Here is a 13697-nt window from a genome sequence, read left to right as displayed (position 1 = left end):
GACCGCGCGGCGAGAGCGCGTCCCGAGAGGGCCCACCGGTACCGACCGTCGAGCCGTCCGGTGAGAGCGCCTCAGGAGGCGGGCAGGCGCGGCACGGCCGCCAGCAGGGCCCGGGTGTAGTCGTGCGCGGGCGCCTCCACCACCTGGTCGGTGGGGCCGTGCTCGACGAGCCTGCCGTGACGCATGACCGCGATGTCGTCGGCGACGTAGCGGACCACGGCCAGGTTGTGCGAGATGAACAGCATCGACAGGCCGAGCTCGGCGCGCAGCGAGCGCACCAGGTTGAGCACGGCGCCCTGCACCGACACGTCCAGCGCCGAGGTGATCTCGTCGGCGATCAGCAGGCGGGGTGAGGCGCCCAGCGCGCGGGCGATCGCGACGCGCTGGCGCTGCCCGCCCGACAGCTCGCGGGGGTAGCGGGCGGCCGTCTGCGGGGGCAGCGACACCAGGCCGAGCAGGCGTTCGACCTCGTGGGCGGAGGCACTGCGCAGGCCCTCCGCCACGGACGCGCCGACGGTCATCCGCGGGTTGAGCGAGGCGTAGGGATCCTGGAAGACCAGCTGGACGCCGCCGCCGTCCTCGATCAGCCCCGTGTACGGCACCAGCCCGCTGACCGCCCTGGCCAGCGTCGACTTGCCCGAGCCCGACTCTCCCACCAGGCCGACGACGCGTCCCTGCGGGATCTCCAGCGTGACGTCGTCGACGGCGGTGAAAGCGCCGAACCTGACCGTCAGTCCCTTGATGTTCACGAAACCTCCCAGCAGGCGACGCGGTGCGCCTTGCCGTGCTCTTCCAGTGGCGGGCGCTCGGCCGTACAGCGGCTGGTGGCCAGCGGGCACCTGCCGGCGAACGCGCAGCCCTCGCCGACCTCGGCGGGGGTGGGCTGGCGGCCTGGGATGCTGGCCAGCGGCTGTGATCTGTCGGTGGCCATGTCGGGCACCGAGGAGACCAGCGCGCGGGTGTAGGGGTGGGCGGCGGCGCCCAGCCGGTCGGCGGGCAACTCCTCGACCACGCGGCCCGCGTACATGACGACGACCCTGTCGCACAGCGAGCCGACGACCGCGATGTCGTGCGAGATGAACAGGGTCGCCGCCGAGGTCTCCTCGGTCACCTCGCGCAGCAGGCGCAGGATCTCCCCCTGCACGGTGACGTCGAGGCCGGTGGTCGGCTCGTCGGCGATGATGAGCCTGGGCGTGCCCATGAGCCCCATGGCGATGACCGCGCGCTGGCGCATGCCGCCGGAGAACTCGTGCGGGTGCTGGCGGGCGCGGCGCGCGGGGTCGGTGATCCGCACGTGGCCGAGCCGGTCGACGGCCCTGCGCCAGGCGTCGGCGCGGGTGGCGCGCTGGTGCACGGTGGCCACCTCGGCCAGCTGGCCGCCGACCTTCAGCGCCGGGTTGAGCGAGGCCATCGGGTCCTGGAAGACCATGGCGAGCGAGGTGCCGAGCACCTTCCTCCGCTCGCCTTCGGGCAGCGCGTGGACGTCCTGGCCGCACAGCAAGACTGGTCCGCCCCCGACCACGCCCGGGTACGGCACGAGCCCGCCGACGGCGTAGGCGGTCAGGCTCTTGCCGCTGCCCGACTCCCCCACGACGCCGACGATCTCGCCGGGCCCGACGGTCAGCGAGACGTCGCGCACGGGGGTGACGTCGCCGGGGAAGGTGACGGTGAGGTCCCTGACCTCCAGCACCGCCTCGGTGTCGCGCCGCTCGTCGTCCTCGCCCGCGGCCGGCCGCGGAGGAACGGCCGGTGCCGCCCCGTGGACGGCCGAGCGTGACGCGGTCCTGGCCAGCGCCTCGCCGACCAGGTTGAACCCGACGCCCGCCACCACGACCATCAGCGCGGGGCCCAGCGCCACGATCGGGCTGACGTAGATCCGGCCGAAACCGTCGAAGAGCAGCCGCCCCCAGTCGTAGCTCGGCGGTTGCACGCCGAGCCCGAGGAAGGACATCCCTGCGAGCCCGAGGAGGCTGCCGCCGATCATGGTGGTCAGGTTGAGGATGAGCGGCTCGGCGATGTTCGGCAGCACGTGCCTGGTCACGATCCTCGTCCGCGAGACGCCGAGGAGCCTGGCGGCTGCCACGTAGTCGGCTCCGGCCACGGAGGCGGCCAGCGTCTGGGTGAGCCTGGCGAATCCGGGCGCGACGGCGACGCCGATGCCGAGGACCGCCCCGCGCGCGCCGAGCCCCGCCACGACGGCGGTGAACATGGCCAGCAGCAGCCCGGGGAAGGCCACCAGGGCGTTGACGACGCCGCTGACGAGGCGTCCAGGCCTGCGGGGCAGCACGGAGGGCAGCGTGCCCAGCACCACCCCGATGGCGGCGCCGATGGCGGCGGCCAGCAGGGCAAGCAGCAGCGAGAACCTGGTGGCCACCAGCATCCTGGCCAGGATGTCGCGGCCGAGATTGTCGGTGCCCAGCGGATGCGCGGCCGACGCGCCCTGCAGCGCGGCGACCGGGTCGATGAGCTCGGCCCTGTCGCCCCAGATGGGCGGCCCGATGACGGCCAGCACCAGGAGGAGCGCGACGATGGCCGCTCCGGCCAGCCCTGAGAGGGTCCGCATCAGCTCTCCTTGAGGGTCGACTTGGGGTCGAGCAGGCCGAGCAGCAGGTCCACTGCCAGGTTGACGATGAGGACGATCGCGCCGTAGACGAGGATCACGCCCTGCGCGACGGGGAAGTCCTTCTGCGTGATCGCCTCCGTCATCCGCATGCCGAGTCCGGGCCAGGCGAAGACGTACTCGACGAGCACGCTGCCGGCGATGAGCCCGCCGAGCAGCAGGCCGCCGGTCGTCAACGTCGCGGTCAGCGCGTTGGGCAGCACGTGCCTGAGGTTGACCATGGCGGCGGGCAGCCGCTTGGCCCTGGCCAGCCTGACGTAGTCCATGCCGAGCTCGCGCATCGTCTCGACCCTGACCAGGCGGGCCACGAGGGCGGCGGGCCCGATCGCCAGCGCGGCGACCGGCAGCACGTACGACAGGGGGCCCTCCTTGCCCGCGGGAGGGAACCAGCCCAGCGTGATCGCGAAGACCACGACCAGCGCGATCGAGTAGAGGAACTCGGGGACGGCCACGGCCGCGCCGGTGCCGGAGGTGAAGCCGATCTCGGTGCCCCTGTGGCGGCCGTTCTCGGTGCGGATCGCCGCCCAGAGCCCGAGGGGCACCGCCACCAGCAGCGCGGCCAGGGTGGCGAGGACGGCCAGCGTCAGCGTGTTCGGCAGCCGGTCGGCGATGATCTGGCCGACCGGCTCCCCGGTGAGGAAGGAGGTGCCGAAGTCACCGCTGACGACGCCCTTGAGGTAGGTGGCGAACTGCTCCGGCAGCGGCTTGTCCAGGCCGAGCGCCGCGGTGCGGGTGGCGACCAGCTCGGCGGGGGCGGCGGGGCCGAGGGCCGCCCTGACGGGATCTCCGGGAATGAGGTGGATCATCGCGAACGTGGCGAGCATCAGGGCGGCCAGGCCCGCGGCGAACCTGGCCACGCGGCGCAGCACGAGCAATGGTCAGCCCGCCTTCGACATGCGGATGGTGGTGGGCCTGACCTGGCCGGCGACGACCTCCACGGTGGCGCCCTTCATCGCTTCCACCACGGTGTTCTCCACCACCGGCACCAGGTCGGAGGCCTCGAACAGGGCCGACTCGGCCGCCAGCCAGTCGGCGCAGCTCTCCTCGCCCGGCCTGGCCGAGGCCTTGGCGACCAGTTCGTTGTAGCGGGTGTTGTTCAGGTGGGCGAAGTTGGCGCCCTTGGGGGCGGCAGGCCCGCTGAGGAACCCGGTCAGCTGGGAGGGCAGCGTGACGCCGATCGGCAGCCACGCCGCGTCCCAGTCCTGGGTGACGTTGAGCGACTCGGCCAGCTTGGTGTCGATGACCCCTTGGAGGCGGACCTCGGCGCCCAGCTTCTTCCACGTGCTCGCCAGGTACTCGGCGGCGGCCAGCACGCCCTGCCCCCTGGTCGTGGCGTGCAGGAAGCGGATGGTCAGCCGCTTGCCGTCCTTGACCCTGACGCCGTCGGGGCCCGGCTTCCAGCCCGCGGCGTCCAGGGCGGCGGTCGCGGCCGCCGGGTCGTAGGCGGGCACGTGCCCGCTGACGCTGTCGCCCGGGCACGGACGGGGCTCCAGGACGAGGTTGGTGGCCTTCCTTCCGGCGCCCGCGGCGGCGATCGTGGCCAGCTCGGTCAGGTTGACGCCCTGGGTGAGCGCCTTGCGCACGACGGGGTCGGCGGTGGGACGGCCCTCGCCCTGGTGGTAGAAGTACTGGCCGTTGCTCGCGCCGAGGACGACCTTCTTGATGGAGGGGTCGGCCTCGACCCGCTTCCTGTCGGGGCCCTGGACGGAGGCGAGGTTGAGCCCTCCCGACATCAGCAGGTTGACCGCGGTCTGCTCGTTGGGCACGACCTTCACCACCGCCTTGGCCGGCAGTCCTGGGGTCTTGCCCGTCACTCCGCCTGGGCCCCAGCCGTAGTCCTTGCGCAGGGCGAAGGAGTAGTGGTCGCCTGAGACGACCTCGGTGAGCTGGAAGATGCCCGAGCCCGAGGTCTGCCTGGCCAGCAGGGAGCGGTCCTTCAGGCCCTTGCCGCAGACGATGTAGACGTTGGCGGCGCTCTCGACGATGAAGGAGAACGGCTGGGGCATCGCCAGCGTCACCGTTCCCGCGGCGTCGTCCGCCTTGGCGGTCATCCCCGCGGGCACCAGCACGCCGTAGATGGGCGATTTGGTGGCGGGGTCGGAGATGTGGGTGAAGTTCTCCGCCACGACCGACGGCGTCACCTTCGAGCCGTCGGCGCAGGTGACGTCCTTGCGCAGGGTGAAGGTCACCGAATCGGGCTTGACGTCCCACTTCTCGGCCAGGCCAGGGGTGAGCGTCCCGTCGAGGTTGGCGCCGACCAGGCTGTCGTAGGCGAAGGCCAGCACGTTGTTGGTGACGGCCAGGACGGCCGTCGCCGGGTCGAGGACACCGGGGTCGGAGGGGATGGCGGTGGTGAAGGTGGCGTTCTCGACGAGGCCACCACCTGGCGTGGACGGCGCCGCGCCGCAGGCGGCGGCGAGCAGTCCAGTGACGGCGAGCACGGTCACCGTGGTTCTGTTCATGCGAAGCTCCCGGCTGGTGGGGTGGCCTCACCCTCCTCTTTGGCCTCGCGGGATTCTTCGTGCGCCGCGACGAAAGGCGCCCGTCGACTAGTGCCGTCGTCCGAAGATGCGCATCATGAGGAGGGCGGCCAGCCGCGCGTCCGGGTCGGCGAGGTCGAGGCCGCTGATCTCGGTCAGGCGGCGCAGCCGGTACCTGAAGGTGTTGGAGTGCACGTGCACGGCCGCGGCGGCGGCGTTGACGTCGCCGAAGCTGTCGAGGTAGGCCTCGAGCGTGGCGGCCAGCTCGGTGCCGTGTTCGGCGTCGTAGCGCAGCAACCGGTGGTAGGGCCCCGTCGGCATCTGCGCCTCGGCCGCGGCCAGGTCGCCCAGCTGCAGCAGCAGCGACTCGAAGTGCACGTCGCTGTAGCCGGCCACCTGCCCCGAGCCGCCTCTTGAGCGCAGCACACGAAGCGCTCTGTCGGCGTCGGCCCGCGATCTGGCCACTTCGCCCAGGTCGGCGGCCAGCCTGCCGACTCCGATGTTGGCGGTGTGGCGCGGCCCCACCCTGGACAGGAAGCTCTGCGCGACCCGCACGGCCCGCGCCTCCTCCTCGCCGCTGGCGTGCAGCGGCAGGATGGCGTAGGCCACCGAGCCGACGAGGGCGGCGGCCGCCCTGGGATGGATGGCGCCGACGTGGAGGGCGAGCGCGTCGCAGAAGCGCTGCCTGTCGGATTCCGACTGGGCGGCGTCGGCCTGCGTCCCTGTGAGCTGCGCGGCCAGCACGCACAGTCGTTCGCTGGCCACGCCGAGGCGGCCGGCCGCCTCGGCGGCGTCCCTGCCGCCTTCCAGGATGGTGGACAGCAGGTCGGCCTGCAGCCGCCTTCGCGTGTCGGCGCCGACGCGCTGGCGCAGCAGGTGCAGCGCGACGATCTTGGCCGTGTCGGTGAGCGCCCACTCGCGCTGCTCGCTGAGCGGCTCGTGGACGGCGGCCCAGATGGAGCCGAGGATCTCGTCGCCCGACCGCACGGCGATCGCCACCCTCGGCAGCCCTTCGGGCAGGACGAGGTAGACGGGCCCGGGGCTCTGGTAGATCTTGCGGAACCAGCCCTGCTCGTCCAGCATGCGCTGGTACATCTCGGGCACCTGGCGGCCGAGCACGGTGGCGATCCTGCCGGGGTCGGCCTCGTCCTGGCGGCCCGAGTAGGCCAGCACGCGCGAGGAGCGGTCCTCGATGGTGACGGGCGCGTCCAGCAGCGCGCACAGCGCGTTGGCCAGTGAGAACAGGTCGTCGGCCGGCTGCTGCCCGCTCGCGGTGAGGTCGTCTTCGGCCAGCACGGAGCGCAGCAGCGCCGCCACCTGCGACCAGGAGGCGGCGCGGGTGAGGCCGAGCACGGCCACACCGGTCTCCAGCACCTTGGTCCGCACCCGCTCGTCGGCCGCCACGGGCTGCTTGACCACGATGCCTGAGCCGGCGCGGGCGGCGTCCAGCAGGTCGCAGATGCTCTCCGCGCCCTCGACCCCCACGCCGAGCAGCAGCCCGCCCGAGGGCAGCAGCAGTTCGTCGAGGGGGTCGTAGATGTGGACGCCTGTGACCTCGGCGTCGAGGTCGCCGGGCGAGGCGGCCACGTCGAGCACCGTGCTGCCCAGGTCGTCGAGGATCCGGCGCAGACTGGCCCGCGGCCGGTTCGTCATCTCCTCACGATAGTGGACGAAGACCGACATCAGGTGCGTAGCTCATCGACCGCCTCGCGGGCCGCCGCGCCGATGACGGCGTCCGCCTTGGGCACGCGGTAGCCGAGGGATCGCGGTCTGAGGTAGACCGCGACGGCGTAGCGTTTCCCGTCGGGGTACTCCACGACGCCCGCCTCGTTGCGGATGCCGAAGATCGTGCCGGTCTTGCCGGAGACTCTCACCTCGTCGCCGAAGCCCGACGACAGCCGATGCGGCCAGATCTGCCGTCCCATGATCTGCCTGACCTCGGCGCACGCCTGCGCGGGTCCCGCCTCGTCGCGCCAGATCGCGGCCAGCAGCGCGGTGGTCTCGCGCGGGGTGGAGGCGGAGGTCCTGGCGGGGTCGAGCACCGACAGCGTGCGCAGGATCTCCGGAGCGGTACCCTCCGCCTCCTCCCACGAGGTCACACCGAGGTCGGTCAGAACGGTGCCCAGCAGGACCCTGCAGTCGCCGATCAGGTGGGTGGACTTGAGGCCGAGCTCGGCGAGGGTGGCGTTGACCCGGTCCACCCCCACCTTCTCCAGCAGCACGTCGGTGGCGGCGTTGTCGCTCATCGACATCATGAAGTGGGCGAGGTCGCGCAGGGAGAGTTCGACCTCGTCGGCGCAGCCCGAGGTGCCGATGCCGCCGTCGCGGTGCTCCTTGGTCACGGGCAGCCGCTCAGTCCTGGAGATCAGGCCCGCCTCGGCCTGTCTGGCGTACTCCAGGACGATGGGGATCTTGAAGACGGAGGCGAGCACCACGGGGTCATCCGCCCCGTGGCACACCTCGCGGTCACCGTCGATCTCCCGCGCGTGCAGGAAGCCCTCGACGCCGGCGGCCTCGAACAGCTCACGCACGCGCCACCGCCCTGCCGCCGCCGTGGAGATAGAGGCGCCCGTTCCGCTCCAGGAAGGTGATCGTCCCCTTGCCCTCGACGTCGATGAAGGACCCGTCCGAGTGGCGGACGTACTTCTCGGTCGTGCGCTCCATGCCGGCGGTGCGCATGAACTCGCCGGGGATCGTGGTCAGCTCCAGGCCGCCGTCGACCGCCGCGACCTCTTGTACCGCGGCAGGCCCTGTGTAGGTGCCCGCGTACGCGGTGGCGTCGATCCGCTCGGGCCGTACCGGCACGGAAGGCAGCGGGGTGGGCGTCACCCCTGCCAGCTCGCTGATCACGGGGAAGCCGAGGTCCTTGATGACGCCGGCGGCGTCGCCGCCGTTGCAGGTCATCGCGATCGAGAAGTCGCTGCCGGGGACGATCCGCCAGAACGTGCTCTGCCCGACGGTGCCGCCGTCGTGGCCGTAGACGGGCGCGCCCCAGTCGAACAGCTCGAAGCCGAGCCCCCACCGGTCGGCCATCAGGCCCGGCACCCCTGGCACGTCCACCTGCGCGGTGGTCATCGCCGCGACAGTGCTCTCCTCCAGCACCCTCGTGCCGTCCTCGGCGACGCCGCCGTTCAGGAACATCCGCCCGAAGCGGACCAGCTCGCGCGGAGCCAGGCACAGGGTGGAGCCTGCCGGAGCGTTCGAGCGAGGCAGCTGCCAGTTCGGGTTGACCACGTTCTCCGGCCCGAGATGCCCCGCGGAGGCGCGGAACAGGATGGTCTCCTCGGCGAACAGTCCCGCGTGCGTGACGCCGAGCGGCCGCATCAGCCGCTCGCGCACGGCCCGCTCCCAGGTGCCGCCGGTGAGCCTGGCGGCCAGCGCGCCGAGCACGACGAAGCCCGAGTTGCAGTAGGAGAACATCGCGCCGGGCTCGAAGACCTGGGCCGCGCCGTGCAGGTAGTTCAGAAACAGGTCGAGGCAGTCGTCGCCACGCCCGGTGTCCTCGAACAGGTCGCCGGCGAACCCGCCGGTGTGGGTGAGCAGGTGCCTGACGGTGACGGTCTCGGCCGCGGCCGCGTCGGCCAGGCCGAACTCGGGCAGGTACTTCCGCACGGGCGCGTCGAGGTCGACCACGCCCTCCTCGACCAGGCGCATGACCAGCGCGGCCGTCCAGATCTTGGTCGTGGAGCCGACCTGGAACAGGCTGTCGGGGGTGGTCTCCACACCCGTGTCGCGGTTGACGACGCCGGTGGCGGCCTCGATCAGCTCGCCGCCCGCCCATACGGCGATGGCGGCTCCTGGCACCTTGTGGTCGCGGGCGACCTCGTCGAGGCGGCTCTGCAGGTCCATGCGTACTCCTCAGGCGATCTTGGGGGTGGCGCGGACGCCCAGGTGGACGTAGGGAGAGCCGTCGGCCAGCTCGTAGAAGACCGCCGACAGCCACTGCGGATCGTCGCGACGGCGGCCGACGAAGGTGACCTCGTCCACGGGGGTCAGGTCGATCTCGACCGGCTCATCGAGCCCGGCCAGCGCGCCCGTGGCCTCCATCAACAGCCGCAGACCGCCGTCGCGGTCGGTGACCTTGAGGCGCGCGCCGACCCGCTCGTACACGCCCGCGAAACGGCCCGCGTCGACCTCGACGGGCTGCTCGGGCGGTCCCAGCACCGGCGGTACGGCCACGCCGTCCGTCTCCAGGAACAGCTCGGTGGCCAGCTGGTGGAAGAAGGCGGCGCTGTGCCCGCCGTTGACCAGGGCGCACGCGATGGTGCCCGTGTCGGGCAGCATCCACAGCATCGCCGACTGGCCGATGGTGTTGCCGCCGTGGGAGACGACGCGGTGTCCCTCCCATTCGTCGAGGATCCAGCCGATGCCCCAGTGCGTGCCCAGCGTGTGCGGGTTGGGGATGGCGACCTGCGGCTCCCACATGGCCCGCGGGTCCTTGAGCAGGCCGCCTTCCAGGTGGGCGCGGGCGAAGGCGACGACGTCCGCGGGCCTGGCGGTGATCAGCCCCGCGGGGCCGCAGGAGCGCATGAGGCCCCAGGCCGGGCTGACCTCGCCGTCGACGTGGCCTACGGCGGCGCCGAAGCGCAGCACGTCCTCGGGCAGGGTCCAGGTGTGGGTGAGGCCGAGCGGCTCGATGACCTGCTCGCGTAGCGCCTGGTCCCACACCTTGCCCGTCAGGTGCTCGACGATCCTGCCCGCGATGATGAAGCCCGAGTTGCAGTAGGACTGGGAGGCGCCGAGGGGGTGGTTCTGGGCCAGGTCGGCGCAGGCGGCGACGTAGCGTTCGATGCAGTCGTCGCCCCGGCCCGTGTCGAGGAAGAGGTCGCCGTCGATGCCCGAGGTGTGGGTGAGCAGGTGACGGACGGTGACCTTCGCGGTCACCTCGGGGTCGGCCACCTTGAAGCCGGGCAGCAACTCGGCGACGGGGGTGTCGAGGGTGAGCGTGCCCTGCTCGACCAGGAGCATGAGCTGGGTGGCGGTCCACACCTTGGTGACCGAGCCGATCTGGAAGAGCGAGTCAGGTGTCACCTCCGCTCCCGTGTTCCGGTTGAGGACGCCTGCCGCGCTTTCGTGCACCTCTCCCTGGTGGAGATAGGCGAGGGCGGCTCCAGGCACGTCGTATTCGGCGATCAGCTCTCGGAGCCGATCACCCATTGCTCCAGCCACGCGACGATCCTTTCGTTGTAGTCGATCCTGTGAGACGGACGTCCGTTGAGGATGAACAGGTGCGAGCCGCCCGGGTAGCGCACGAGGCGGGTGGGGACGCCGCGCTCACGCAGCGCGGCGAACCACTGCTCGGCCTGCCCGACGGGGCAGCGGTCGTCGCGCTCGCCGTGCAGGACGAGAGTGGGGGCGGTCACCCCGGCGACGTGCGTGAGCGGGGACTGCGCGGCCAGGTCGCCGCAGCTCTCGAACATCTTCAGGTAGTACCCGGCGTCCGAGGTGCCCGACATGCTGGTCAGGTCGCTGACGCAGCCGCCGGGGATGGCGGCCTTGAACCTGTCGGTGGTGGCCGACAGCCAGCAGGTCATGTAGCCGCCGTAGCTGTAGCCGGTGACGGCCAGGCGGCCGGGGTCGGCGACGCCCTCCCTGACGAGGTCGTCGAGCGGGCTCAGGAAGTCGTCGGCGTCGGCCAGGCCCCAGGCGCCGATCGCCGCGGTGTAGAAGGCCTCGCCGTACCCGTCGCTGCCGCGGGGGTTGAGCGTGAGCACGCTCCAGCCGCGGGCGGCGAGGAGCTGGTGGTAGAGGTGGACGCCGTCGAAGACGGGCGCCCACGCGTTGTGCGGCCCGCCGTGCACGTCTAGCAGGAGCGGGCCCGGCTCCTTCAGCGCGGGATCGCACAGAAGGAAGCCCTCGACGGGGGTGCCGTCGGGCGCGGTGAACAGACGGCGCTCGAGCGGGAACAGCTCGAGGTCGGGCAGCGCGTGGTCGGTGAGCCGCTGGTCGTCGAGGTAGACGTCGCCGGGGCTGCCAGGGGTGGCGGCCACGTAGGCGAGGTGACCGCCCGCGGCGCTCACACCGAGGACGTTTCTCTCCCCTCCCACCCTGGTACGGCCGGGCGCCGCGAACAGGTGGGTGAGGCCGCCGTCGCGGGCGCAGAACAGCAGCGCGTCGCCGAGCACCGCGGGCGGGGCGCCGGGATAGCCGGGGGCGCCGACCATGACGTTGCGGTCCAGGCCCGTCTCGATCTCGGTGAGCCCTTCGGCTTCGAGCGTGAACAGGCGGGTGTGCCCGGTCGGGTCGCCCTTGAAGCCCGCCACCACGAGGCGCTCGCCGAGCCACCAGACGCCCGTGCAGATCACGCCGGGGTCGGTGAGCCGCTTGGGTTCCGCGCCGTCGAGATCGACGACGTAGACGGCGCCGTCGGGCGTCAGGTCCCTGTCGGGCTCCATGCTGGAGACGAAGGCGAGCTGCTGCCCGTCGGGCGACCAGGCGGGCTCTCCGGCGTGGAAGTCGCCGCCGGTCAGCCTGCGCCACTCGCCCGATTCCACGTCCACGACGACCACGTGGGCGCGCAGGTCGCGCAGCAGGCCGGCACCGTCCGCCTTGTACTCCAGGGTGTCGGTCACGACGGGCGCGTGCTGTTCCGCCTCTCCGTGCGGGGCGGTGAAGGCCAGGTGGCGGCCGTCCGGCGACCACACGGGCGGGCCCGCGCCCTCGGTGGTGACCACGCGCGGCTCGCCGCCGTCCATCGGCAGCAGGTGGATCTGCGGCTTGCCGTCCACGGGGCGGAGGAAGGCGAGCGTGCGCCCGTCGGGCGACCAGCGGGGCGTCTGGTCGCCGGGGCCGCTGGTCAGGCGGCGCGGTTCCCGGCCTGGCTCGGCCAGCCACAGCTCGCACCGGTTCTCGTCGGCGTCCCTGTCCGCGGTGGTCACCGTGTAGGCGACCGCGCCACCGTCAGGGCGCGCCTGCGGATCACCGGGTACGGCGATGCGGAAGAGGTCGTTCAGGGAGAGGCGGGACATGGTCGAACGGTAGGCCAGGTGTTTTCCGGCTTCTTCGGCCGCGCGGACGAAGCGGGAGCCGTTCGTTGTGCTGGCGGACACACCAGGACCGACGTCGCATGCCGAGCGGGCCTGCGGGCGCCGGCCGGGCCGGTACGGATCTCCAGCTCGCGGACGCCGGACATGCCGAGCCTGGCGTCGATCACCGGCTCGAGGTAGACCTTCTTCTCCTGCGGGCCGACCCGGATGATCGTGCCGGCGGGCAGGACGACCTTCTTGCCGAAGAAGCAGAAACCGGTGTCGCCGACCGCGTCGCGGTGCTCGGCCATGCGGCCACCGCGGCCCATTCCACGGCCCGCCTCACCAGGCTGCGCGTCCACCGCCGATGTTGATCATATGGATTATCGTGGGTGGATGCCGCAATTGATGCTCACCCACCAACACCTGCCTGGTGCCACGCTGATCAGCGTGGTGGGAGACCTGGACATCTCCACCTGCGGCCAGATGGACACCTACATTCAGCAGGCCCGCCAGGAACCAGGCGACCACCTGGTATTCGACATGACCCGGATGACGTTCATGGACAGCTCCGGCCTGCGCGTGCTCGTCAACACGCACTCCTTCAGCGTCCAGCAGGGCGGCAGCATGCGTCTGGCCGGTGTGCAGCGACTCCCGGCCCGCATCTTCGAGATCACCGGCGTGGACAGGCTGATCCCTGTCCATGCGACGGTCGCCGACGCTCTGGCGGCCCTGGAGCTCGACTAGCGGAACCGAGGAGAAGCAGGGCCGGTACGGCCTCAGCCCTGCCGCGGACGGCGGCGGGACCTGACCTTCACCACCGTCATGATCACCGCGAGCACCACGAACAGCCCCGCCGACCCGGCCACCAGGGGGTTGACGAAGCCGGGCACCAGTTCCGGCCCGCACGTGGTGTCGTGCAGCGGCCACATGCTCTGCGTCCCGCCGTCCGGACCGCGATAGCCGTAGCCGTAGGTTTCCGGTTGTGCCAGCGCACACCGGTCGTCGGGGTCGGTCCACGCCCCGAAGGTGGTCGCCACCAGCCCATACCCGTAGGCGGCGGTCGCCGTGCACACCGCCGCGGCGGTCAGCAGCCACCCCGCCCGCGTCAGCGTCCTGCCCCGCACGGCCATCCGGCCGGACCTGAGGCAGGTGAGCAGGGCCAGCGCCACCAGCACGAAGGCGGCCACCGCGAGCACCGGCCAGGCCAGCATCAGCAGGGCCAGCAGCAAGAGCACGGCGGCGAGGATGAAGTCCATGGGAGCGCAAACATACCGACAGCTCCGCTCACCCCGCCGGCGAAGGCTCCGCACGGCAGCGACCGACCGCTCACCGTGGGCTCATCGCCCGACCCGAGCGCTATCGCTGACGGACGTCGTGCTCCCACCACACCCGCAGCCACGACCGGCGATCCCATCGCGCTCTGGTCCCCTCCGGCTGGAACCGCTCCGGCGGCGGCCTGCGGCGATCCCAGTGGTAGATCGTGCCGTTGACCTTGTCGGAGGTGATCCATCGGTAGCCGCCGCGCGTACGGTACCGGTCAGGTAGCGACATCACCGCGATCAAGAACCGCATCAACGGAACGCATACCAGGGTGAAGAACGGGCCGTCGTAGTCGGGTCTTCGAGCGGA

At 71.8% G+C, this 13697-nt stretch carries 13 protein-coding genes; 1 reads left to right on the top strand and 12 read right to left on the bottom strand.

Translation table 11 applies throughout. The features are described 5' to 3' along the window. Positions 1-71: 71 nt before the first annotated feature. The 10 genes from AB0B45_RS34960 to AB0B45_RS34915 all read right to left on the bottom strand — a co-directional run bounded on the left by AB0B45_RS34960 (position 72) and on the right by AB0B45_RS34915 (position 12376). Positions 72-749, bottom strand: coding sequence for an ATP-binding cassette domain-containing protein (locus tag AB0B45_RS34960; protein ID WP_358139405.1), 678 nt, complete (start codon positions 747-749; stop codon positions 72-74). Beyond that, positions 746-2563: a dipeptide/oligopeptide/nickel ABC transporter permease/ATP-binding protein gene (locus AB0B45_RS34955; protein ID WP_358139403.1), complete on the bottom strand. Its 1818-nt coding sequence runs from the start codon at positions 2561-2563 to the stop codon at positions 746-748. The genes AB0B45_RS34960 and AB0B45_RS34955 overlap by 4 nt, the downstream gene beginning before the upstream one ends. Beyond that, positions 2563-3489: an ABC transporter permease gene (locus AB0B45_RS34950; RefSeq protein WP_358139775.1), complete on the bottom strand. Its 927-nt coding sequence runs from the start codon at positions 3487-3489 to the stop codon at positions 2563-2565. The genes AB0B45_RS34955 and AB0B45_RS34950 overlap by 1 nt, the downstream gene beginning before the upstream one ends. Positions 3490-3498: 9 nt before the next feature. Continuing rightward, complete coding sequence (locus AB0B45_RS34945) at positions 3499-5082, bottom strand: ABC transporter substrate-binding protein (RefSeq protein WP_358139400.1); 1584 nt, start codon at positions 5080-5082, stop codon at positions 3499-3501. Positions 5083-5169: 87 nt separating this feature from the next. Next, positions 5170-6753: a helix-turn-helix domain-containing protein gene (locus AB0B45_RS34940; protein ID WP_358139397.1), complete on the bottom strand. Its 1584-nt coding sequence runs from the start codon at positions 6751-6753 to the stop codon at positions 5170-5172. 29 nt (positions 6754-6782) lie between these two features. After that, entirely contained in the window at positions 6783-7631 is an 849-nt protein-coding gene (locus tag AB0B45_RS34935; protein WP_358139394.1) for a serine hydrolase, read from the bottom strand. Next, positions 7624-8949: a serine hydrolase domain-containing protein gene (locus tag AB0B45_RS34930; protein ID WP_358139392.1), complete on the bottom strand. Its 1326-nt coding sequence runs from the start codon at positions 8947-8949 to the stop codon at positions 7624-7626. The genes AB0B45_RS34935 and AB0B45_RS34930 overlap by 8 nt, the downstream gene beginning before the upstream one ends. Positions 8950-8958: 9 nt before the next feature. After that, positions 8959-10269 (bottom strand): serine hydrolase domain-containing protein, encoded by a 1311-nt coding sequence (locus AB0B45_RS34925; RefSeq protein ID WP_358139390.1) that lies wholly within the window; start codon positions 10267-10269, stop codon positions 8959-8961. Then, positions 10233-12068 carry a S9 family peptidase gene (locus AB0B45_RS34920; RefSeq protein WP_358139387.1) on the bottom strand — a complete coding sequence of 612 codons (1836 nt, stop codon included), beginning with the start codon at positions 12066-12068 and terminating at the stop codon, positions 10233-10235. The genes AB0B45_RS34925 and AB0B45_RS34920 overlap by 37 nt, the downstream gene beginning before the upstream one ends. Next, positions 12050-12376 carry a hypothetical protein gene (locus AB0B45_RS34915; protein ID WP_358139385.1) on the bottom strand — a complete coding sequence of 109 codons (327 nt, stop codon included), beginning with the start codon at positions 12374-12376 and terminating at the stop codon, positions 12050-12052. The genes AB0B45_RS34920 and AB0B45_RS34915 overlap by 19 nt, the downstream gene beginning before the upstream one ends. A gap of 85 nt (positions 12377-12461) precedes the next feature. Between AB0B45_RS34915 and AB0B45_RS34910 the strand changes: the two genes are divergently transcribed. Continuing rightward, on the top strand, positions 12462-12812 hold the full coding sequence (locus AB0B45_RS34910; RefSeq protein WP_358139383.1) for an STAS domain-containing protein: 351 nt from the start codon (positions 12462-12464) through the stop codon (positions 12810-12812). 32 nt (positions 12813-12844) lie between these two features. Here the strand turns inward: AB0B45_RS34910 and AB0B45_RS34905 are convergent, their stop codons facing one another. Further along, on the bottom strand, positions 12845-13324 hold the full coding sequence (locus AB0B45_RS34905) for a hypothetical protein (protein ID WP_358139381.1): 480 nt from the start codon (positions 13322-13324) through the stop codon (positions 12845-12847). A 100-nt stretch (positions 13325-13424) separates the two neighbouring features. Beyond that, positions 13425-13640 (bottom strand): hypothetical protein, encoded by a 216-nt coding sequence (locus tag AB0B45_RS34900; RefSeq protein ID WP_358139378.1) that lies wholly within the window; start codon positions 13638-13640, stop codon positions 13425-13427. Between the last annotated feature and the right edge of the window lie 57 nt (positions 13641-13697).

This window comes from Nonomuraea sp. NPDC049152 (assembly GCF_040648355.1).
Classification (GTDB): domain Bacteria; phylum Actinomycetota; class Actinomycetes; order Streptosporangiales; family Streptosporangiaceae; genus Nonomuraea.
Note: the sequence above shows the minus strand (reverse complement) of the source record. Positions and strands in the feature narration are given on the sequence as shown.